This is a genomic window from bacterium (assembly GCA_022763185.1).
Classification (GTDB): Bacteria; Bdellovibrionota_G; JALEGL01; order JALEGL01; family JALEGL01; genus JALEGL01.
The window spans coordinates 151,592-174,925 of the sequence record JALEGL010000006.1 but is presented as its reverse complement, the minus strand read 5'-3'; the positions used below and the strand labels follow the sequence as shown (position 1 = coordinate 174,925).

Annotated in this window: 20 protein-coding genes; 13 read left to right on the top strand and 7 right to left on the bottom strand. The window is 38.6% G+C overall.

All coding sequences use genetic code 11. From position 1 onward, the window contains the following. Positions 1-45: 45 nt before the first annotated feature. Positions 46-1,407, top strand: a complete 1,362-nt coding sequence (locus tag MRY82_03485; GenBank protein MCI5071994.1) for a delta-60 repeat domain-containing protein — start codon at positions 46-48, stop codon at positions 1,405-1,407. On the opposite strand, the gene MRY82_03480 is transcribed toward MRY82_03485, so the two are convergent. Next, positions 1,402-2,550 (bottom strand): phospholipase D-like domain-containing protein, encoded by a 1,149-nt coding sequence (locus tag MRY82_03480; GenBank protein ID MCI5071993.1) that lies wholly within the window; start codon positions 2,548-2,550, stop codon positions 1,402-1,404. The two genes, MRY82_03485 and MRY82_03480, sit on opposite strands and share 6 nt — an antisense overlap. Before the next feature lie 109 nt (positions 2,551-2,659). On the opposite strand from MRY82_03480, the gene MRY82_03475 reads away from it, so the two are divergent. Beyond that, positions 2,660-3,865, top strand: coding sequence for a Do family serine endopeptidase (locus tag MRY82_03475; protein MCI5071992.1), 1,206 nt, complete (start codon positions 2,660-2,662; stop codon positions 3,863-3,865). 57 nt (positions 3,866-3,922) lie between these two features. Here MRY82_03475 and MRY82_03470 read toward each other — a convergent pair whose 3' ends face one another. From MRY82_03470 to MRY82_03445, 6 genes are all read right to left on the bottom strand, one after another. Then, complete coding sequence (locus MRY82_03470) at positions 3,923-6,328, bottom strand: AAA family ATPase (protein ID MCI5071991.1); 2,406 nt, start codon at positions 6,326-6,328, stop codon at positions 3,923-3,925. A gap of 202 nt (positions 6,329-6,530) precedes the next feature. Beyond that, a complete protein-coding gene (locus MRY82_03465; GenBank protein MCI5071990.1) occupies positions 6,531-8,081 on the bottom strand; it encodes a M20/M25/M40 family metallo-hydrolase in 1,551 nt (516 codons plus the stop codon). A gap of 112 nt (positions 8,082-8,193) precedes the next feature. Beyond that, positions 8,194-8,844, bottom strand: a complete 651-nt coding sequence (locus MRY82_03460; GenBank protein MCI5071989.1) for a hypothetical protein — start codon at positions 8,842-8,844, stop codon at positions 8,194-8,196. 166 nt (positions 8,845-9,010) lie between these two features. Further along, positions 9,011-10,357, bottom strand: coding sequence for a hypothetical protein (locus MRY82_03455; protein MCI5071988.1), 1,347 nt, complete (start codon positions 10,355-10,357; stop codon positions 9,011-9,013). Positions 10,358-10,868: 511 nt separating this feature from the next. Then, a complete protein-coding gene (locus MRY82_03450) occupies positions 10,869-12,284 on the bottom strand; it encodes a hypothetical protein (GenBank protein ID MCI5071987.1) in 1,416 nt (471 codons plus the stop codon). Between the two features lie 163 nt (positions 12,285-12,447). Next, positions 12,448-13,554, bottom strand: coding sequence for a CpaF family protein (locus MRY82_03445; GenBank protein MCI5071986.1), 1,107 nt, complete (start codon positions 13,552-13,554; stop codon positions 12,448-12,450). An 81-nt stretch (positions 13,555-13,635) separates the two neighbouring features. On the opposite strand from MRY82_03445, the gene MRY82_03440 reads away from it, so the two are divergent. From MRY82_03440 to MRY82_03390, 11 genes are all read left to right on the top strand, one after another. Then, positions 13,636-14,349: a hypothetical protein gene (locus MRY82_03440; protein ID MCI5071985.1), complete on the top strand. Its 714-nt coding sequence runs from the start codon at positions 13,636-13,638 to the stop codon at positions 14,347-14,349. A 197-nt stretch (positions 14,350-14,546) separates the two neighbouring features. After that, positions 14,547-15,524, top strand: coding sequence for a 30S ribosomal protein S2 (gene rpsB, locus MRY82_03435; GenBank protein MCI5071984.1), 978 nt, complete (start codon positions 14,547-14,549; stop codon positions 15,522-15,524). 4 nt (positions 15,525-15,528) lie between these two features. Next, complete coding sequence (gene tsf / locus MRY82_03430; GenBank protein ID MCI5071983.1) at positions 15,529-16,158, top strand: translation elongation factor Ts; 630 nt, start codon at positions 15,529-15,531, stop codon at positions 16,156-16,158. 265 nt (positions 16,159-16,423) lie between these two features. Next, entirely contained in the window at positions 16,424-17,140 is a 717-nt protein-coding gene (pyrH, locus tag MRY82_03425; GenBank protein ID MCI5071982.1) for a UMP kinase, read from the top strand. Between the two features lie 32 nt (positions 17,141-17,172). After that, on the top strand, positions 17,173-17,727 hold the full coding sequence (gene frr, locus MRY82_03420; protein ID MCI5071981.1) for a ribosome recycling factor: 555 nt from the start codon (positions 17,173-17,175) through the stop codon (positions 17,725-17,727). A 19-nt stretch (positions 17,728-17,746) separates the two neighbouring features. Beyond that, positions 17,747-18,535 (top strand): isoprenyl transferase, encoded by a 789-nt coding sequence (locus MRY82_03415; GenBank protein ID MCI5071980.1) that lies wholly within the window; start codon positions 17,747-17,749, stop codon positions 18,533-18,535. Beyond that, positions 18,532-19,701: a 1-deoxy-D-xylulose-5-phosphate reductoisomerase gene (locus MRY82_03410; GenBank protein MCI5071979.1), complete on the top strand. Its 1,170-nt coding sequence runs from the start codon at positions 18,532-18,534 to the stop codon at positions 19,699-19,701. The genes MRY82_03415 and MRY82_03410 overlap by 4 nt, the downstream gene beginning before the upstream one ends. Before the next feature lie 35 nt (positions 19,702-19,736). Further along, positions 19,737-21,413, top strand: a complete 1,677-nt coding sequence (rseP, locus tag MRY82_03405) for an RIP metalloprotease RseP (protein MCI5071978.1) — start codon at positions 19,737-19,739, stop codon at positions 21,411-21,413. 34 nt (positions 21,414-21,447) lie between these two features. Beyond that, entirely contained in the window at positions 21,448-22,140 is a 693-nt protein-coding gene (tsaB, locus tag MRY82_03400) for a tRNA (adenosine(37)-N6)-threonylcarbamoyltransferase complex dimerization subunit type 1 TsaB (GenBank protein ID MCI5071977.1), read from the top strand. A 9-nt stretch (positions 22,141-22,149) separates the two neighbouring features. Next, on the top strand, positions 22,150-22,857 hold the full coding sequence (gene lepB, locus MRY82_03395; protein ID MCI5071976.1) for a signal peptidase I: 708 nt from the start codon (positions 22,150-22,152) through the stop codon (positions 22,855-22,857). A gap of 68 nt (positions 22,858-22,925) precedes the next feature. Next, the gene (locus MRY82_03390; protein MCI5071975.1) at positions 22,926-23,330 is read left to right on the top strand and encodes a PilZ domain-containing protein; all 405 of its coding nucleotides are present in this window, start codon (positions 22,926-22,928) and stop codon (positions 23,328-23,330) included. Positions 23,331-23,334: the final 4 nt, after the last annotated feature.

Here is a 23,334-nt window from a genome sequence, read left to right as displayed (position 1 = left end):
TTACAATTTAACTGAGGTGGCCTAAAAATTGCTCACTAAAAGAGCATGAATATAAAACAGTATTTTTTAAGCACACCTAGCATTATAGCGCTAACATCTTTTTTACTCACTTCCTGTGGTGGAAAAATCAACGCCTCCTTAGACAGTAGTGAACAGTCGACAGTCAATCGAACGTACCACTTCAATCAGCAAGTTAAACATGTTTCAGTTAGAAGTGATGATAAAATCATTGTCGGTGGTAGCTTTACTGAATATGGCCCTTTAGACGTTGGTCGTTTCTTACGCCTTAATGCTGATGGATCATTGGATGAAAGCTGTCAATACTCTAAGTTTGATAATACTGTGATGGATGTTGCCTTACTTCCCGATCAAAGCATGATTGTTGTTGGCTTATTCATGAGCTATGGCAATCAGCCAGCAAGACGCATCGCTAAGCTTAAGCCAGACTGTACTTTAGACCAAAATTTTCATAATACCCCGAACACCGATAGCTATTTTATAAAAGTTGCCTTGCAAGGCAGCAAAATTTTAGTGGGTGGGCGATTTTCAAACTACGATGGCTACAGCCAAGGTGGCTTAGCACGATTACACTCAGATGGAAGTATTGATAGCAGCTTTAACAGTGGTCAAGTTGGCTTTGATGGCGCTGTTATGGCTATTCGCGTTCAAGATGATGATAGTATTTTAGTAGGCCACGGCGGCACTCACTATAATACTGTTGCCTTAAGCAATTTAACCAAACTTAATCCAGATGGTGGATTAGACACCTCATTTTTTAATGGAGATACACCTGGACATTCTACATATAGGTCTTCACTGATCAACCCTGTTTTTGCCATTGAAGAACTCCCTTGTAGCGCTTCTAATCCAATTGGATTTGAAGGCAACCCAGGATGCAAAAACATTGCTGCTGCAGGTGCGGTCACATGGTACGAAGACGCTACTTACATCTACAATCAGACATTGATGGATGGCATTGGTTTAATCAAAAACGATGGCTCTTTTAATGAGAGTTTTAAACGGTCTTATGATGGACAAATTTATGCACTGTATGACCTCATGTATGACAGTAATGAGCAGAGTCTTTGGATTGCAGGGGGAACAGAACTTTATGGTATAGAGGTTGATGGGATTGCTAAGATGGATATTAACGGAAATTTAGACCCTAACTTTTTCTCACACAATAATTTAGGATTTCATAGCCCAGCAGAAGACTTTGACTCTTCAGGCAACCCTTCTGACTTCCCTGAAACAACCGATGGTCGAATTATTGTCTATTCTCTAGCTCAACAATCCAATGGTAAGGTGATTGTAGGTGGCATGTTTACGCATTACAACCATGAAAAAGTTAACTACTTTACTCGTCTAAATACTGATGGCAGCTTAGATCTTAGTTTTGGCTTATAAAAATGCCCTAAAACGGTAAAACACAATGCTGAAAAATTTTTCAATCAGTGATAAATTTTTCCATATTGCATCACTTTGTTGTTTGCAATGTTGATCAATTGCATTTTGATAGAAGGTAACAAACTTCTTCACACACTCTTCATCAACGGTATGTGCAACCAACTCTAAATTGTGTAAAAGGCTTCTGTAATCAAAATTATAGCTTCCTAAAGATAACCATAGTTGGTCTACACATATGGCCTTGCCGTGAGAAAAGCCTGGCCAATGATAAACCTCTACACCTTTCTCTATCAACCGATACAAAACAACTTTTGAAGCATAATCAACAAACCTAACATCACTTCTTTCAGGTACAATAATTTTTACAGCAACGCCTCTATCAACCGCTTTAATTAAATTTTTTATAATGGCCTTATCTGGAATAAAATAAGGGTTAATAATCCAAATACTTTTTTTAGCTTGTTTAAAGGCATGTAAAAAATCTCTACGTATACGCCAACGCTGATAAATATGATGATTGCCTAAAACCTTTACAAGTTTTTTACTTTTGAACAAACCATTTTTTTTGTACTTTTTTTTACTGACCCAATGTTTAAATTTTGAAGTAAAAGTTTTAGTTTTCCAAACTTGATCAAAATAATGATAAACTTGCTTACATACTTCACCATGCATGATCAAACTAAAGTCATGAATACCCTGATCTTGCCATGACTTTACGTAGGCATCGCCAATATTAAATCCCCCCAACATCGCGTGAGAGCCATCAACAACTAAAGTTTTACGGTGGTTGCGTTTAAAAAACTTTTTTCCCACATCTTTGGATAAAAAAGAGTGGTAACATTTTACGTCTATACCCGCATTCTCCATTTTATTAAAAAAGCTTTTTCGACTTAAAATTGACCCCCAATAATCATAAATCACTTTAACATCGCAGCCTCTTTTTGCCGCGGCAATAAGCTCTTGGGCAACTTGGTGACCCACATCATCATCATGAAATTCATAAATCTGTAAACAAACACTTTGCCTTGCATTTTTAAGCAGTTCAAATAGCTTGGGAAAGATTTCTTCTCCACCCAGCAAAACTTCCACTGTGTTTGCAACAGTAAGCGATTCTTTGTCATAAAAATATTGATCTGCGTTCATAATACGTTTTTATTTAAAAAGGCTTGGTTGACATCCTCAGAGGGCTGTTTATTATAGTCGTCTCAATCAAGCAAGACATATTGGTTTTTGTCTATGTAGGAGTACAAATATGAAAAACGTTCTATTGATTATCTCAACTATTATCATCACCCTTTTTGCTCATCAAACTTACCTTCACTCAAAAACCAGTGATCAAGCCTTAGGGGAACCTGTACCTCAACAAACTCAAATAAACCCTTTGTTATCACAGTACATTGCAACCAAACCCAACCTATTTTCTGAAATTGCAGAAAATAGTGTTAACAGTATTGTTAATATTGCCTCTACAAAAATAGTTCGTTATCGAAATCGATCACCCTTTTTTAATGATCCTTTTTTTGAACACTTCTTTGGTCGCGGCCAAAACCCTTTTGGAGTTCCTCAAGAACGCAGACAACAAAGTTTGGGCTCTGGTGTTATTGTTAGTGCTGAAGGTCATATTTTAACCAACAACCATGTGGTAGCCAATGCTGATGAAATCACTGTACGCCTGACTGATCAATCCGAACATACAGCCAGTGTAGTCGGGACCGACCCACACACTGACCTTGCCTTGATCAAAATAAAACTGCCCACAACATTTAAACCTTTGCCTTTGGGCAATTCAGATAATTTACGTTTAGCAGAAACTGTTTTGGCAATAGGGAGTCCTTTTGGTTTAGGTGGAACCGTCACTATGGGAATTGTGAGTGCCAAGGGTAGAGCCAATGTAGGCATTGTTGACTATGAAGACTTTATTCAAACTGATGCTGCCATTAATCCTGGAAACTCTGGTGGTGCTTTGCTTAACCTTAAAGGTGAGCTCATAGGTATCAACACTGCCATTTACTCCAAAAGTGGCGGTTACCAAGGTATAGGCTTTGCTATCCCAATTAATATGGCTAAATATGTTATGGATCAACTCATAAAACGGGGTAAAGTTGAGCGTGGTTGGTTAGGACTTCACTATCAAGACATTACAGCAGATATTGCAAAAGCTTTAAAACTGGATAAATCTTCAGGTGTGATTGTAAGGGCATTATTTGAAGATGGTCCTGCTGCAAAAGCTGGGTTTAAACCTGGAGATGTGATTGTAAAATACAATGGCAAAACCTTAAAAAACGCCGGACATTTAAGCAAACTTCTTTCTGAAACCCCTGTCAATAGCAGCATCAAGTTTAATATCTTACGCAATGGTAAAAATAAAACCATTAACAGTAAGCTGATGCCCTTACCGGAATCTTACAAAAAGCAACGAAAAGGAATGTATCAGCAAAAGCCACGACGTCTAAGATAGTTCAACAGCAAAAACAATGTTTAACCTTGATTCATTGCTGTCATTTTTTTAAGTGTGTTAGTTTTCAAGAACACTTGCTTTATCTAAACTAAAACGTTTTTGGGCATAGGCCATCAGCTTCTGTCTTACTTTTTCGTTTACGGTACCCTCTGGGAAGGTTTTATCCTTTTTAATTTTTCCAGCCTTTTCACCGGTCAACAATTCAATGGCTTCATCTAAATGCTTAACAGCATATATCGTAAACTGTTTGTTTTTGATGGCGTCCACCACATCTTTTCTTAACATTAAGTTTTTAACATTAGACTCAGGAATGATAACAGCATGCTCACCATTAAGCCCACGTTGATGGCAGATATCAAAGAAGCCTTCTATTTTTTCATTCACACCACCAATGGCTTGGACATCACCATTTTGATTGATAGAGCCGGTAACCGCAAAAGTTTGTTTAATGGGAACTTCTGACAATGAAGAAATCAAGGCACACAACTCGGCTGTTGATGCACTATCTCCATCAATCATGCCATAAGATTGTTCAAAGGCAATGCTGGCAGACAAGGACAAGGGCATATCTGGACTGTAACGAAATGCCAATAACTGTGAAATAATAATGACGCCTTTGGTATGAATAGAACCACCCAACTCTGCTTCACGTTCAATATCAACAACCCGTCCTTTACCCATGGTGCTGGTTACAGAAATTTTGGTGGGTTGACCAAAAGCAAAATGACCTATACTCATCACCGACAAGCCATTGATCTGACCAATCTTGGCTCCTTTGGTATCAATCAGCTTGGTGCCTTCCATAATGCTTTCCTGCATTCTATCCCGTATTCTTGCTACTCTATGAATTTGTGTATCAATGGCTTGCTGAATCTCTTCTTTGTCTATAATTTTCTTTTTATCTTTACGGGCCCAATAGTCTGCTTCTCTTAAAATATCTGCTACATGTAAAATATTGGCTGATAATTTACGATGATCATCAATCAAGCGATGACTTTGTTCTATCACCCGTGCCACTGCACACGATGTAAGTGGCAACATTTTTTCTTTGCGTGCCATGGTAGCCAGCAAACGACTGTACTGTCTTATATTGGTCGTATTGGCTGGAATTTGATCTTCAAAATCAACCGCCACTTTAAACAGTTCATTAAACTCTGGGTCTAACTGACTGAGCATGTAATACATTTGCCGATCCCCAATAAGAATAACTTTAATGGATAAGGGAATGGTCTCTGGTTGTAAAGTCACGGTTGTTGCCATGTGATAGACCTGATTTAGGGACTCAATGCGAATTTCTTTGGTTCGTAAAATTCGTTTTAAACTTTCCCACCCCAGCGGCTGCATCAAAATTTTGTGGGCATCTAAAACCAAATAACCGCCATTGGCCTTATGCAAGGCGCCTGCTTTAATGTAATGAAAATCAGTAATAAAGCTTCCCATTTGCGGCTTTAATTCTATCCGTCCAACCAAATTGGGGTAGGTTGGATGACTTTCATAAACTACCGGCGCACCCTTGGTCTTGCTGTGATCCACAATCACATTGACATCATAGATTCTAAAAGAAAGTTTTTCTTCTTCAGCGGCAGCCTGTTCTTCACCCGCTTCAACATCTTTATGCAAAAAGTCATCAATATTTTCTACAATATTTTCTTTGACGTCTTTTAAATATTGTGTGACCTGTTCAAATTCTTTGTATTTTTTTGCTAAATCCTCAAACAAATACCCTACAGCCAACTCTGCTGTATCTTGATTTAATTTTTTTAACTCTTGTCTTATTTCTTTTCTGGCTTTAGGCAAATCTTGTAAAAGCTCTTTTAGTCTTTTTTGTAATTTTTCAATGGCTTTTTCATATTTATTTCTTTGGGTTTTGGGTAAAGACTCAAACTCTTCAGCAGAAAGCACTTTATTATCTTTTTTAGGTGCAAACACAAAACCAGTTTGTGTTTCCATTAAAGCTATGCCTTGCTTTTCACTATCGTCTTCTAAAACTTTAAATTTATCTCTTCGCTTTTTACGGAAAATTTCTTCTATATCTATTTTTCTACGTCTGTAAGCCTCATCATCAAAAGCAGCTGGGATTCCTACCTTAAGATCTCTGATCACTTGATTCATGTCCGCTTGTAATTTTTTACCCAAGCCTGGTGGAAGCAGTAAAGCCTTAGGTTGGTCTGGCTCATCAAAGTTATGAACATAACAACAATCCATGGGTGTTTCTTGCTCTTTGCAAACTTTATCCAGGTAACGGTTCACAACTGAATGTCTACCCGTTCCAGCATTGCCCAGAACAAAAAGGTTAAAGCCTTTACGTTGAATCCCCACACCAAAACCGAGCGCTTCAATGGCACGTTTTTGTCCTAAAAACTCTTTTAAATCTTTTAAATCTTCTGTAGTTTTAAATCCCAGTTTTTTTTCATCACACGCTTGGTACAAGTCTTTTATTTTAACTTCATTATTTTTTGGCATGTTTACCACAATAAATCATCCCAAGTTTATTGTGAAGTTCTAAGGCATTAAAAAAAAATATTGTCCCTAAAAAAGTGATACTAAAAGAATAGGTTTAAACCACATGATAAAAACATGTATCTCAAGAGCATTAAGTATTGAAACGTAGAATAAAAAACACTCTGTTTACCTAAACATTTTTACAGAACAAAAAAATCCATCATTAAGATCTTTTTGTTTGAAAAACGTTAAATACGGTCAATGCGCACAGCATCAGTAACAAAGTCAAGCCTTGACTCGTGCTTTGTTGTTGGCAGTTAGCCATAGCTAAATTTGATTGTATACCTGGGGTATCATTATAAGTAGGGTTATCTTCTGGTGAGGGTGTTGTTGTTGGATTGGGTGTGGGCGTTGGAGTAGGTGTGTTATTTTGATAAGGCACAGCAATGGTTGCTACGGTCGCTACAGTCGCTTGTGTGATGGCCTTGGCCAAGTTAGAGTTATTATAAGATTGACCAATGGTATCTCCGGTTGAGTGAATAAAGTTAGAATGAGCATTGCTGTCTTCAAAAAAGAAAACCGCGGGGTAACCTTCATTCCAAAAAGATTTATGATCACTACTTGCCCCGGGAGGCAAAGAACCCTCTACCACTGGCAAGTTTGGAACATAGGATTCTATGGTGGTTTTAGCTAAGTTATATAAAGTCTGGCTACCGGCATTTTTGACAATATCTAAGTCAAAGGCATCTCCTGCTTGCAGGTGACCAATCATATCCAAGTTGATCATGGCAATCACATTTTCATTTTCATCACTGAGATGTCCGGCATAAGATTTGCTGCCCAACAAGCCATATTCTTCTGATGCAAATGCTGCAAAAACAATGGTTTTTTCAAAGTCATACTGTGACAAAATTCTTGCTGCTTCTAAAACACCCGCTGTGCCTGAAGCATTATCATCAGCCCCTGGAGCAAAGGTATTCCCGCCAAAACCATTCAATATTGAGTCATAGTGACCACCAAGCACAATGATCTGATCTGGCTCACTGACTCCTGGATACACAGCAATCACATTATCATGATGTGTCGGTTGATTATTCACAGGATGTAAAGAAACATCGCTGATCCCTAGAGCCGAAAACTGTCCCCTTACCCATTCTTGAGCATCAAGTCCGCCTTGAGTATTGGCCTTTCTGGTACCAAAGTTGACCAGGTCTTCTACTGTCTGGTCAATAGCATTCACATCCACTTGTGCTACCATCGATTCAATTTGGAGATCGTTGGTCATGACCTGGGTATTGAACAATGCATCACTGACAATGGGCATTTCAAGGTCTTGATTTAACTCTTCAATGTGATACCCCTTATCCACTAAAGTAAAGGCCTGCTCTTTGCTCGCTTTTAACAATAAACTATCACTGGCTTGTGCTATTATTTCAAAATGATTGCGTAGATAATCTGTATCATGCTCATGTAAATGACTGATTAACCAAAACCTTCCCATACCTGAAAAGCTTTTAACGTTAAGGTTTAAAGATTTACACACGCGTTGTGAGTCTTGATTCCACTCAATAATGACAAAATCTTCCAACCAACCCCGAACTGGCAGTTTTTGCGCCCAATATTGTTGATCTGGAAAAGAAACCTTGGCTATTGCCAACTCTGGAGAAACATTAAAATAGGAAATATGTGCTGCAAACAGTCCCTGTGTCTGTAATACTAGTACAAACCCAATGAATCTAAATAATTTACTCAACATACACTGTATATTAAGCATGTTTTGTGCCTAAAAAAATACCCAGATTTTTAAGTAATTTCAAGCATTTGGATAGTTAGCTTTTTACATTTTTTTCTGAAACCGCAAAAAATGCGTAGCTATCTGTTATTCATTAAGCTTGATCATCAAAAAATTTTTTCTGCCGCTGTCTTTGTAAAAAGGCCTGCCACTGATGTTTGATCAAGTCACTACCCAAAAATAAAATATAGGGTAAAATAACTATCAATAAGATGAGTTTGGTCGTTGTAGAGCCGGTGATCATTTGCCACAGTAAAAATACTCCAGCCAAAATAGCCAACCACTTTGCTTTAACACGCAAAATAAAATACAAATAAAACTCAATGTCGGGAAACAGTGTTCCAAAAGCCAAAGACACATTGAGAGTAACATAGTACCAAATAGGAATGTATTGATTAAATATAAAGCCAGCGAAAACCCCAGCAAGGTAACTCATCACCACAAATAAACTTAAGGTGTTTTCACCCCAAGCACTTTCTAAAGCATCAACAATATAATAAACATACAGAACATAAAAGATTAACCAAAGTAAACTTTGCATGCTTGAGGGTAAAGCCAATAAACGCCAGTACTCACCCATTTTAATCAAGCTTGGATCAAACATATAGTAGTGTTGGGGATACCCCATAGACTCCAAAATCAAGCCTAAAACTGGGAGTGCCGCCAAAATAATGGGTAAATAAGGGATACTCAACCAAGAAAAATATCGGTTTAAAAATTGAACAAAGGCATTGTTTCTGTACATGGTTGATAGTTCTACAATGTCTCAATCAATAACTCAAGTTACAAACTCAGCAAACAAAGGAAATACCCTATATAAAAATGAGCCTACTATGATCTAAATATTAAAAAAGCCAGACTTTGGTCTGGCTTTTATGGGAGATTCAATAATCTATATTTTAGAACTTGACTTATACGCAGTTACCCTCGTCTAAAATATAAACAGCTTGTACATTAGTCACCTGGTTAAAGGGAGACATGATGGTAAAACGAGTATTGCTAACCTCAACAATATTGCCTGGATCAATGACTTGCCCATCACCACTCACTTGCAAACTGCCCGTGCATCTGGCTTGCGTATCAAAGGTTTGCTGATACTGGGCAACTGTGCTTAGGCTTTGTGCCAATGCATCAAATTCATTAACAAATTCTGGAATATTATTATTTAACAAATGTTCAATCGGTACTTGAAACTCTTCAAGATTTGAATGAAATCGCTGAACCATTTCCATTTCTGCAAATGCCACTGTGGTATGGCCACTTTCACCTTGCCTTGCCACTTCATCCTTAAAGCCTACAGATATAAAACCACCTGGTAATGCACCAAAGAAGTTTCTAAAGAAGTTTTCATGCTGGTCAAAGGTTCTGGTAACATTCCATTTGTTATTAACAGAGTTCCAATCTGCATAGGTCATTGCTGCACGTGTGTCCCCTGAGGCTTCGGTATGGACATTAAAGCCAGAGTATAGCGGATCATCACTGGTAAACAATTCATTATGACCATCATTGTTAATATCTTGTGGAATGTCTTTAGGTCCCATCACCGGCGATGTTTCATCTCCAGCTAAAACAAAGTAAATTTGCTGCTCCGGCTGCATACATTCTCCAGCATTCATTAACGGGCTTAAAATTTCAGGTTTCGCTAAAAGTGCTGCGGCTGATTCAATTAAGGCTTCACCATTACCGGTAACCTGAGTCCCCAATTGCTCAGCATTGGCTTTGACTTGGTTTTTAAGTGCTGTAACTGACGTATACTCATTGGTACATACACATTTATTATCCATACTGTTATCCGATGAAACAGGAACCCCAGCAGGGTTATCTAAAATCAAACCATTGGCCAATTGAACCCGAGATTGGTTTGCCGGAATAACAAAGTTAGGGTTATTTTGATCATCAACGTATCCCCCTAAAACCATAAAACAAACATCTGTATCTTGACTATCAAAGTACTCAACAACCTTGGGGATACCTTCTGATACCAACGTTTCCCTTTCCTCATCAAATGAACCAGAGCCATCTAACACGAAGGCAATCACTGCTGAACTTTGATCTATTTGAGTATTGGTCCAAGTATCTGTGATTTGTGTTTGGCCATTACCCAGGTCTTCTGTGTCCGTAAGGTCCGCCTCAACAATTCCACTCCTAGTCAAAAGACCAAAAGGTGATGGATTTTCATTCAAAATCTCACAATTGTACAAACTGGTACTCAGTATTATTGCCAAGGCCAGCATTCCTATTCGTTTCTTAATACTCATCTATGATTCTCCTCAATAAAATAAAATATATTTCAACTTCATCTTATATAATTTGAACTACTTGTGCCGCATTTGGGCAAAAAAACAGCACTTTGGTTGTTTACCTAACATTCAGCAAAAAACAAGCCAACCCCTAAACCTATGAAATTACTAGAAGTGACTTTAATTTTACACCGTTATTGAGCAAAAATAAAGCACTATTTTGAAATGTCGCAGCTTTTTGCGCAACTTTTAAGCTGTTTTAATAAAGCTTTATGAAAAACTTTTTAAGAAAAAATTGATAAAAAGGTCTAGCTCTACCCTGAATGATTAACATGCCACATACAGCTTGGAGTGAGCCATTTAACTAAAATACAGCCTTTTAAGCCTATTTGCAAAGCTAACCCATAGTATATATGTAATTAAGCCCTCGATTAAAAACAACTTAGTCCAGCAACAAACAAGATACATGGACACGCAAGACTAAGACAAAAAGCCTCTAAGTTTTGCTAAAACCTTGTCTCAGAATGTCCTAACAGTCTCCTGAACCTGTATCCAGTTGATATTCAATTTTAACTTCCGTACCCTGATTGTAAGGTGATTTAATGGATACTCTAGTCAATGATAACTCTATATATTGAGAAGGGTCCAAAACTTGCCCATCTATTCTTACTTCCGTTGTCCCTGGACACCTAGCCTGTGTATCAAAAATATTAAGATAAGAAGCATCTGCTTTCAACTGCTCTGCTAAGTTGTTGAATGCAGAAGAGAATGCAGTCTCATTAAAGTCTGTCGCATACTCCATAGGTATATGATAGGCGCCGCTGTCAGAAAACCGCTCCGATAAAGCTAACTCTGCATAAGCAGGTGATTCATAAGTTGATTGGGCGTAACCCGACTGATCATATCCCACCGTTGCCCAGAAAAAAGGCAATGTTCCAGCATAATTTCTTAAATCTGCCTCTACGGAGTCAATGGTATCGTTCATTTCCCAGATATCATTCGTACTATTATACGTTGAAAACAACATGGCTCCCACAGTATCGCCAGCATATTCACGAGAGGTATCCGAACCACAGTCCGCATCAAAATTGAAGCTGCTGGTCACTTCATCTAAACTCCAATATTCCCAGGTATATCTTGTGTTAGGATTGCTGATTGCAGCAGGGTCATTGTTATTTTGTGCTAAGCTGAAGTCTTTAGGACATAGCGTATAGTCGGTTTCATCTGACATACTGACCACAATAATCGTATGATCATTGGCAAAACATTTCCCCCCATTAACAATTGGGTTGATTAAAGATGGCGTGGTAAATAAAGTTTTGACGGAATTTACCATGGCCTCACCTGCACCTACTTTTTGTGTAAAACTATCATTGGCCGGTCTCAAAGCAAAATTTGCTTTAACCGCATTGACCACTTCTTGAGTGGAGCTATAATCATTGACTGAAACACAGGCTTGATCCAAATTATTGGGGGGCCATATTTTACCCGCTGGATCATTAACCACCATGCCATTGGATAAAGTGACACTGTTGTTGATGGTTTGAGTGCCGTTATTGTATCCTGAGTAGGGCTCATGATTGGTAAACCCACCGGTAACTGCAAAATAAGTTTCAAACTCACTGGCAAAACGTTCAACCAAAGCCTTAATACCCTTATCCGCTAAGAAGGTAATTTCATCATTCAATGATCCAGAAGCATCAACACTAATTAGAATCGTAGCTTTTTTAGCAATACTTTGCAGATTTTGCCAGGTGTCCACAATAGTAACACTACCATCTGGGTTTTCTACTTCATCGCTTAGGTCCGCCTCAGAAACACCCGTACGACTCAAAAAGCCAAATCTTGCTGGGTTTTCATTCAAACAATTCATCAGCAAAAGTCCGCTAAGTAAAAATGCTAAGCTTTTTGTTGTCCATCGTAAGGTACGTTGTATCACTTTCATAATAAATGTTTTCCTAAAAAATAAAGTTTAACTTCTGTGCCAACTCGTTACCATCGCCCCAAAGAAAGCCAGGAAACTCTATCACATTGCCGGATAAACTCAAGGCTTGATTGTGCTTCAGTCTTAAAGGTTTATCGTTTGATTCTGTGTTAATTTATTTTTTTTAGGAAAACATTTTTTTATCAATATCATAACCCAGCTCAATTGCTCGATCATAAAAACTAGGTAAAGCACCACTGGCAACATGAGTGTATTCAACTGTGGCTGATTTTTGTTGTTTTGCTGATTTGTTTTTGTTTTTTGCTTTTAAACTAAAAATTTCTGCCAGTTGGGCATTGCCATTGGCATCCATGCCTAGAACTTCCGTAATACTAACAATTTTCCTTTGTCCATCCTGCAAGCGACTGGTCTGTATAATAATATCCAGGGCCGAACAAATCTGTCCACGTATTGCCGGCATGGGCATTTTTACATCAGACATCATGGCCAGGGTTTCCAAACGACCAACTGCCCCCCAGGGTGAATTGGCATGAATGGTTGCCATGGAACCACCATGCCCAGTATTCATGGCCTGAATCAAATCCATCCCTTCTGGGCCTCTAACCTCTCCAACAACAATCCTATCCGGCCGCATGCGCAACGATGCTTTAACCAAATCCCGCATACTCACGGCACCTTCTCCTTGACTGTCTGCTGCTTTTGTCTCCAAAGACACAACATGCTCCTGCCTAAGCTGCAGCTCTGAAGCGTCCTCAATAACAACAATCCTATCTTGCGGTGGAATTAAAGACGACACTACATTAAGCAAGGTTGTTTTACCGGATGAGGTTCCACCGGACACCACAATGTTCTTGGCCATTTGCACAACCAAGTTTAAAAATTTTGCCATATTGACATTTAAAGCCCCGTTTTCCACCAACTGACGCAAGCTCATTTTTTCTTCCTGAAACTTTCTAATGGTCAAATAGGGTCCGGTTCTGGCACTGGGTGCCAGAACAACATGCACACGCGAACCATCTTCTAGCCGGGCATCCATGATGGGGTTCTGATCATTGATGATTTTACCCACCATCTGACCTATTCTACGAATAGCCGCCATCAATTCATCTACATCCTTAAACTGTGCCTTAGTTTTAATCACTTTTCCATGCTGTTCAATAAAAATTTGCTCTGGCCCATTGACCATAATCTCAGCAATATCAGGGTCTTCTAAAAAGTCTTTGATGGGTCCTAAAAAGCTGGCCGTGGCTTCAGAAAAAAAATCTGACATAAATTTAAGTGTAACACACTTTATTGAATGGAGAAGCCATTTTTCATTGATTATTATCAAAGTTTACGGCAGGCTTAGCTTATGAAATATTTTTTGTTTCTTGCTTTAATTAGTGCCTCGCTTTCTTCCTGCATGCTCAAAAGCCAACATGATGCCAGCATTGCTGACTACCAAGAGCGCGCTAAAAATGCAGAGCAACTCCAACAAGAAAATAATCGCTTAAGACAAGAAGTCTCTGACCTTGAGTTGCGCAACCAAGACCTTTCAACCTTAAACCAACAATTGGTGCTTAAAAATCAACAGCTAACAGAAAATCAATTCAATCAAAAAAATCTAAGTTTGGACGAGCAAAAGAAAAAGCAAGCCAGTAAACAAATCTACCTCAAAATCTATGATGAATTGGTTAAAACCTTGCCCAATAGAATGCTGATGCTAAAAGATGATTTTGTTGGGATCAATTTAACTCGTCAACAATTGTTTTCCGGTTCAAAACCTAGCTTATCTTCATCCGGTATAAACGTTCTCAATCAAATTATTGATACACTCCCTTCTCAACAGAACTTTGCTGTTGATGTTAGCTATCAAAATAAGCCACAGTCCATTAAACGCTGGCTCGAAAAAACCTATGATTCACAGCACGGTCTAAGAGCATTGGAAGCCGCATTGATCAGCAACTTTTTTGCAAAAAGTAAGCACGTTCGCATACATTCAGTTCAAACTGCTATTGGTGAAGTCTCAAGTAAGAATACCGATCAAATGTTCACAATTAAAATTAGCCATTTCTCTCAAATCTAAGGTTGGCACTTGACAAAGCGTCACTCTTTCAATATATGTCCGCACATTATTAATGACACACACCATTTGCGAGTCATTGTTGAGTAAGATAATGCTCAGGCCTTAGGTGCCTTTTTAAAGAAGGTTTTACGGTCAAATATGTAAAAAAAACATATTATTAAAATGGTGGAGGATTAACCTAAAACAAAGGAAGTGATATGTCTTTATCCATTAAAGCCCTCTTAGAGGCAGGTGCGCATTATGGCCACCAAACCCGTCGTTGGAACCCAAAAATGAAAGAGTATATTTTTGGAGCACGCAATGGCATTTATATTATCAATTTAGAAAAAACAGCTGCACAATGGAAACATGCGCGTAAAGCAATCTTAGATACTGTTGCTACAGGTAAAGATGTTATTTTTGTAGGTACAAAACCTCAGGCACAAGAAATCATTCAAGAAGAAGCGACACGAGCTGGCCAATACTTTGTTAATCGTAGATGGTTAGGAGGCATGCTCACTAACTTTGAAACCATCAAAACCAGAATTAAACGTATGGACGAAATTCAAGAAATTAAGTCCTCCAAAGCAGGTGAACTGTTAACCAAAAAAGAGCATGTTGACTTAGACAAGGAATATCAAAAGCTTGAGAAAAGCTTAAGCGGTATTCGCGAAATGAAAAAAATCCCTGGCTTGATGTTTGTTGTTGACCCAAAAAAAGAACACATCGCCATTAAAGAAGCCAATAATCTCAATATTCCGGTCATAGCCATTACTGATACCAACTGTGATCCAGTGGGGATTGACTATGTTGTACCTTCTAACGATGATGCATTAAAATCAATTCGTATCTTTCTAGAAGACGCTGCCAACGCATGTCTAGAAGGTGGTAAAAACCTTGAGAAAAACATTCAATCATCAACAGCTAAAAAGGAAAAGTCTGTTGAAACGTCAAGCAAGGCCGCGGTTAAGCCCGCAAAAGAGGTAAAAGCTGATGCTGTTGACAAAAAAGAAGTCAAGGCTACCGCCAAAGAAGATACCTCTAAAGCAAGCTCTAAAAAAGAAGTCGCTCCTGCAAAAGTAAGTGCAAAGGCAGCTTCAACAGAAGATAAAAAAGAACCTGCTAAAAAGGCTGCTGCTAAAAAAACAACTAAAAAAACTACTGCTAAAAAAGCAACTAAGAAAGATGGAGAATAAAACTATGGCCCTAAACATGGAACAAATCAAAAATCTTAGAGAAATGACCGGTGCTGGTATTGCTGACTGTAAAACTGCTTTAACTGAATCCAATGGTTCAATTGATAAAGCGGTTGATTTTTTACGTAAAAAAGGTCTAGCAAAGGCTGCTAAAAAAGCGAGTCGTATTGCTAAAGAAGGCAATATAACATCATACATTCATGGTGAAGGTAAAATTGGTGTTATGGTTGAAGTTAACTGTGAAACAGACTTTGTTGCTAGAAACGAAGACTTTCAAGTTTTATGTAGAGACGTGGCCATGCACATTGCTGCTGCAGCGCCTTTACATGTTAAACGTGAAGAAGTTCCTGCAGAGCTTATTGAACGTGAAAAAGAAGTTCTGACCACGCAAGCCAAAGAGTCTGGCAAACCAGAACAGTTTATTGAAAAAATCATCTCTGGTCGTATGGACAAATTTTTTGCTGAAACCTGTCTTTTAGAGCAAAGCTTTGTTAAGAATCCTGATGTGACTATCAATGACTTGTTGCAAGAATCAATTGCTAAAATGGGTGAAAACATTACGATTGCCCGTTTCTCTCGCTATGTTTTAGGAGAAACTGCAAAAGAGAATACCGAAGAAGAACAAGAATCTTAATTGATTTATTTTAGGTGGACCTCACAAAACAAACAATGCAATGTGGTATTAGCATAATGGAAAAGAGGTTTTATACCGAATTTTCCCAGGGTGGGATGAATTTGGTGAAAACCGCGTTTTTTAGCAACAGTTGTGACGCAGGAACTACTGTTGTTTATGCAGAGCCCCCAAAGAAGGGGGGACAGGTCCCCCCTTTGTTGAAAATAGTTATTGATTCTTGTTCTTGTATTGACCAATTGTTTTTGCCCACGTAGTCTAAATGCCAATGAATCATCAATACAAAAGAGTCTTATTAAAATTAAGTGGCGAAGCCCTATGTGATGACAATGGCTACGGTATCAGCCCCAGTATTTTGTCTCGTTTATCGTTAGAGTTAAAAGAGGTCATGTCAACAGGCGTTGAACTTGCTATAGTCATTGGTGGCGGAAATATTTTTAGAGGCGTTGCTGGTGCATCCAAAGGTATGGATAGAGCCTCAGCCGACTATATGGGCATGCTGGCAACAACTATTAATGCCCTTGCCTTGCAAGATGCTTTAGAAGCACAAAATGTTAAAACAAGAGTCTTAAGCGCTATCTCCATGCAGCAAATTGCTGAGCCCTATATCAGGCGGCGTGCTACAAGACATTTAGAAAAAGGCCGTGTGGTTATTTTTGCTGCCGGTATCGGCAGTCCATTTTTTACAACGGATACTACAGCATCTTTACGAGCCATGGAAATCAACGCTGATGTCATTTTAAAAGCGACGCGCGTAGATGGTGTATTTGATAAAGATCCTTTAAAGCACAACGATGCTGAAAAATTTGACACCTTAAGCTATCTTGAGGTTTTACAGAAAGGTTTAAAAGTCATGGACTCTACCGCGACTTCACTGTGTATGGACAATAAGATGCCTATCATTGTATTTAACATGATGAAAGAAGGCAATATACTTAAAGCTATTGCTGGTGAAGATATTGGTACCACTGTATCCAATGCCTAGAGTCACAGATAATTATTGAAGGAGACCACTTTATGGAAAGCTTACTACAAGAACTGAATGAAAAATGGGAAAAAGCCATAGCTGCATTTGAAAGCGATTTGAGTAAAGTCAGAACAGGTCGCGCCAACCCCAGCATGCTTGATATTATTAAAGTAGATTATTATGGCACACCTACACCCATTGCACAAATGGCAACAGTTTCAACTCCAGACGCAAAAACACTTGTAGTTCAACCCTGGGATCAAAGTGCATTGGATATGATAGAGAAGTCTATTCAATCATCTAACTTGGGCTTTACCCCCCAAAACGATGGTAAAATTATACGCATTCCTATTCCTGCATTAACTGAGGAACGCCGTAAGGAGTTTGTAAAGCTCGTAGGCAAACATGCTGAAGACGCGAAAATTGCCATCCGCAATATTCGTCGCAATGGTATGGATGAACTGAAAAAAGCAGAAAAAGATAAAGAAATTTCAGAAGACGAACATAAACGTTTTCAAGCCGATATTCAGGAAAAGACCGATTCAAATATCAAAAAAATTGATGCCTTGGCTGAGCTTAAATCAAAAGAGATTTTAGCTATATAGCTTGTGATCGTACTGCCTCATGTGGCCATTTAAAAAAAGTTCTTTACCCAACTCTACAAAAACACTGGATACACAGAACATTCAACATTTGGCTATTATTATGGATGGCAACGGCCGGTGGGCTAAAAAAAGAAGCTTACCCAGAATCTTTGGTCACCGCAAAGGGGTAAGCACAACTGAATCGATTATTGAAGCTTGTAGGTCATTTAAGATTCCTTACCTAACCTTGTATGCCTTTTCACAACAAAATTGGCAGCGCTCACCGCAAGAGGTAAGTGGCCTAATGAACTTATTAGAGCAGTTTCTTAACAGTAAGCTAGAAAAAATGATAGACAATGATATTACTTTTAATACCATTGGTGATCATCAGTTTTTACCCAAAAAAGTTCAAACTCTCGTTGAAAAAACCAAACAAAAAACTCAAGAAAACAATAAAGACATAAAAATGACTTTAACTTTGGCCTTAAGCTATGGCGGCAGAGAAGAAATCACGCGTGCAGTTCAAAAACTTGGAAAAGACCTGCTTGATAAAAAAATCACTCTCAACGACATTAACCCAAAACGTATTGCAAGCTATCTTGATACTCACAATATACCTGACCCCGACCTTATTATCAGAACGAGCGGTGAGTACAGGAGCTCAAATTTTTTACCTTGGCAAAGCACATACAGCGAGTATTATTTTACACCCACACTCTGGCCGGACTTCTCTGTTGAAGAACTGAAAAAAGCCATAACTGTATTTAATCAAAGAGAGCGGCGATTTGGCGATAGCAAAGCCCACAAAACAACCGAGGTACAAGCATGAAGTCTATTTCTATTTTAGGTTCAACCGGCTCTGTTGGCTTATCCAGCCTAGACTTAATTGATCAGAATCCACAGCAATTTAAAGTAGTGGCCTTAGCAGGAGGCCGTAATATTGATCTTTTAAGTCAGCAGTGCCTTAAATACCAACCCCTATTGGTTTCTTGTGTTCAGGAATCTGACTGTAAAGTTCTAAAAGAGCGTTGTGCAAACTTAGAACATACAGAGTTTATGTACGGTGAAGAAGGTGCATGCGCAGTAGCTGCAATCGACCAAGCAGATTATGTTATTTCTGCTATTGTTGGGGCAGCGGGTCTCAAGCCAACCATTGCTGCGATTAGAGCTGATAAAACGGTTGCTTTGGCCAACAAAGAATCTTTAGTCGTTGCTGGAGCGTATGTTAATCAAGTTCTAAAAGAACATCCCAAAAGTACTATCTTGCCTGTTGACAGTGAACACAGTGCTATTTTTCAATGTCTAGAAAACAAGAAAGACCCATCTCATGGCAATATCCATAGAATGATTTTAACTGCCTCAGGTGGCCCTTTCTTTTTACAAAAAGATAAAGATTTAAATACCATCACCTTAGAAGAAGCCTTAAAGCATCCCAATTGGTCTATGGGTAATAAAATTACAATTGATTCTGCTACTATGATGAACAAAGGCCTTGAAGCCATCGAAGCATATTGGCTGTTTAATATTCCCGCAGATAAGTTGGATATTGTTATCCATCCGCAGTCTATTGTTCACTCTATGGTTGAATACATTGACGGTTCTATTTTAGCACAATTGAGTAAACCCGATATGAAAGGCCCCATTGCTTATGCTCTGTCTTATCCTAATAGAATTGAGCAGGCTGTTGAATTTCTTAATTTTTCTACATTATCAAAACTTGAATTTTTTGCTCCAGATACTGAGCGTTTTCCAGCCACGCAACTGGCGATGAACAGTCTCACAGCAGGTCCAGACTACCCCGCTGTTCTCAATGGGGCCAATGAAGTGAGTGTTGACGCTTTTTTAAATCAACAAATTTCATTCACTCAGATCACCCAAATCAATGAAACCGTTTTAAACTGTTACAAAGGCCAAAAAACTGTTAATTTAGACGACTTTCTACAAGCCGATACTTGGGGTAGACAAACTGCCCAAGCGTGTATAAATAAGCTGTAAGATATAATTTTAAAATAGTAAGGAATGATTCGAATATGTTTGCAAGTATAGTTTTACCCATTGTTCTGTTTGGTGGATTGGTTTTTTTCCATGAGCTTGGACACTTTTTGGTGGCCAAAAAATGTGGCGTCTATGTTGAACGTTTTGCCATTGGCTTTGGCCCGGCTATTTTTAGAAAACAATGGGGTGAAACCGAGTATGCGATTTGCGCCTTTCCTTTGGGTGGTTATGTTAAAATGCATGGTGAAGAGATGGAAGCTATTCAAGGAGATGTTGAAAAAGAACTTCCTGCTGATGACCCACGCTCATACATGAATCAGCCAGTCTGGAATCGTATTGCCATCGCCTCTATGGGGCCAATTTTTAATCTTATTTTACCTATTTTTGTGTATGCCATTATTTTCTGGGTGGGAACGGACACTTTAAAACCGGTTATTGGTGATGTACGCCCTGGACAGCCCGCTGCTGTTGCTGGCTTAAAAGCTGGTGATGAAATTCTTTCTATCAACGGTGAACAGGTCAGTACCTGGAGTCATTTCGTTAATATTTTAAGAACTCAAGAAGCCGGTGACATTGATTTGGTTTATAAACGCAATCAACGCCAACAAAGTATTACTGTTAAGGCCACAAAATCAGAGGTTGAAAATGTTTACGGTGAGAAAACCCAAGCTTCACAAATTGGTGTGAGTTACTTACCTTTCTTGCCTATTGTAGGTATCAACAATGAAGATAGCGCTGCATATAAAGCCGGCTTACGCACTGGTGATCAAATCACTAAAATCAATAACAAAGATATTAACCATTGGTGGCAGGTAGAGCAATACTTTGACCAAGAACTGAGTCAAAACATGACTCTACATGTCAAACGCTACAGCACTGAAGCCTTACAAAAAAACACGCTTGATCAGGCTCAAGAAAAAACCATTGCTTTAAATGGCAAGTTTCTTTCTGCTGCCCATGCTGGCATAGAAAATGGCCAACTTTATATTAGACACGTCCTTCCCGACAGCGTGGCTGAAAAAGCTGGTTTAAAAGTCAATGACAAAGTTGTCAGCCTCAATGGTCAAGAGCTTAGTGATTGGTCACAATTTCACCAAGGCATTCAGTCGGCAGATGAAGCTTTAAAGATAGGTGTGTTAAGAAACAATGTTCCTTTAACGCTAACAGCGGAACCACAACTTGTTTCTGAAAAAGATGAGTTGACTCAAGATAAAAAGCAATTCAAACGCTTGGGTGTACAGTCGGCTGCCTTAACCGGTATGCCAGCCTTCTTTAAAGAACGTTACACAAACCCCTTTAAAGCTTTATACAAAGGTGTAGAGGAAACCATAAAGTTAACCGTACTCACTGCCAAGGGTCTGGGTAAACTGTTTACAGGCAACCTATCCATGAACTCCCTGGGTGGACCTATTTCTATTTTTTACCTTGCCGGCACCTCTTATAAAAAAGGTGGTTTTGATGCATTTTTTAGAATGATGGCCATGCTGAGCATCACTTTGGCCTTATTGAATTTGCTACCCATTCCCATGTTGGATGGTGGACACTTGCTGTTCTTTTTCATTGAAGTCATCAAAGGCAGCCCAGTTTCAGAGAAAGTAGTACGTATCGGTCATACTTTAGGTTTTGCTTTCATCATTGGATTGATGATCTTAACCTTCTATGTCGATCTCAATCGCTTTTTATTTGATCGAATAAGAAGCTTGTTTAATTAACCTAAACGGATGAAATTTTTATTTATACTGAGGCATGTTGCATTTAATACTTGATAGCAGTCAGCCGCATGTTCATTGGGTTTTAGCTAAACATGATCAAGTTTTGGACGAAATCAAAAGTAAAAATCGCTTTGATGCCGCTGAACAAACTTTAGTCCTCTTGCAAGCGCTACTCAAGAAACATGATCTAAAGCTTGATGAGATTAATGCCTATGCTTATATCGCTGGCCCAGGGTCATTTACAGGCCTAAGAATAGCCGCAGCAAGCCTCAAAGCTCTATCTTTTGCTCAAAAACAGCAAAACATTGTTGCCCTTGATCCTTGTCATTTGTTGGCACAGCAGTACATTTCTCAATGCAAACCTGAAAATAACTGCACCTTGGTTCCTATTATTGCATCGAGAAAAAATCACATCTACCATTGCTCTTATCGCTATCAGCAAGGGAGTTTAAGTTTATCCAACCCTATTCAAGAACAAGCCATTGATCAACTTGATCAAAAAAGTTTTACTCAAAACGATCATGACTCAATCCTATTTTTAGGTCCCGATAGTCTGCTGCTAAATCCATTTGACTTTTTTCATCATCACAATGACAGCCCGATATCAGCCAATACTTTAGCGTGGTCAGCTGACCAACACATCAGAGCACAAAATTTTATTGATAAAGCCCATTTCAGCCCAAATTATATTGTTCAAAGCGTTGCCAAACCCAAACACAACAGGTAAAAGGGGTCTATGTTAAATTCATTTCGTGCCTTGAGCTTTGCTTTATTTTTAGCCTTGGTTTTTAGATTCAGCGTTGCTTCACCTTATAGAATTCCAACCGGCTCTATGATCCCAAGCCTAAAAATTGGTGACTTTTTATTTGTTAGCAAATTAAGTTATGCTGTAAAAGTTCCTTTTACCAACAACAACTTAATTCAACTCTCGGCACCCAAGCGTGGGGATGTTATTGTTTTTCCTTTTCCAGATGATCCAACGGTAGATTATATCAAACGTGTTGTTGGTATTGGTGGAGATATTATTGAAATCAATGATAAACAGCTCTATGTTAATGGCGAGCCTATCGCAAAAACTGAGTTTGATTCACAAAAATATTTGTATGACCATCGCTTTATTGCTGACCCTACAGATTACCACCTTTATAAAGAAGATCTCTTTGGTGTTGAACATATTATTATGGAAAGATCTAATACCATACCTGAACAAAACTATTTTGGTCCATACAAAGTTCCTGACAACCATGTATTTGTTATTGGAGATAACCGCGATAACTCTTTGGACGGACGCTATTGGCAAAACCAGGCCATTCCAGTTAAAAGCATCCGTGGCAAGGCAATGTTTGTCTGGCTATCTTTGGACAACAAAAACCCTTTATTTTATCTGGGCAATATTGCTGTGCCTTCTATTCGTTCACATCGTTTTGGGATGACCATCAAATAAGGCCATGAGCAAATTGATGCTTGCGCTTGTAATTAATCTAATGCTAAAATAAGGACACTGTGGGAAAAATGAATAAATCTAAGCAACCTTTGAACCATGCTATAGACATGGTGGAAAAACCTAAAATTGAGTTTAATCGCAGAATCAAAGGTGATCGTCTTGAAACCTTTTTTCCCATATACATCACATCTTTATCTGGAGACCTGATTCAAGGCTATGCTGAGTCAATCAACCTTAGCTGGTCCGGAATATTGATTGAAACCAATATTCTCTTAGAAAAAGACGATGTTGTCTTTTTGGAGTTTACCCTTCCTGATACAGATCAAACCATTGTTCTCAAAGCAAAAGTTGTTCGCGTTCGTTCAGAAGAAGATTTAGAGTACCATGTTGTTGGTTTTATCTTTAAAGAAATGGATGTAAATATTCGCCGCATGCTCAATGGATATATTCTAGAACACTTGGATGCCCAATAAAATT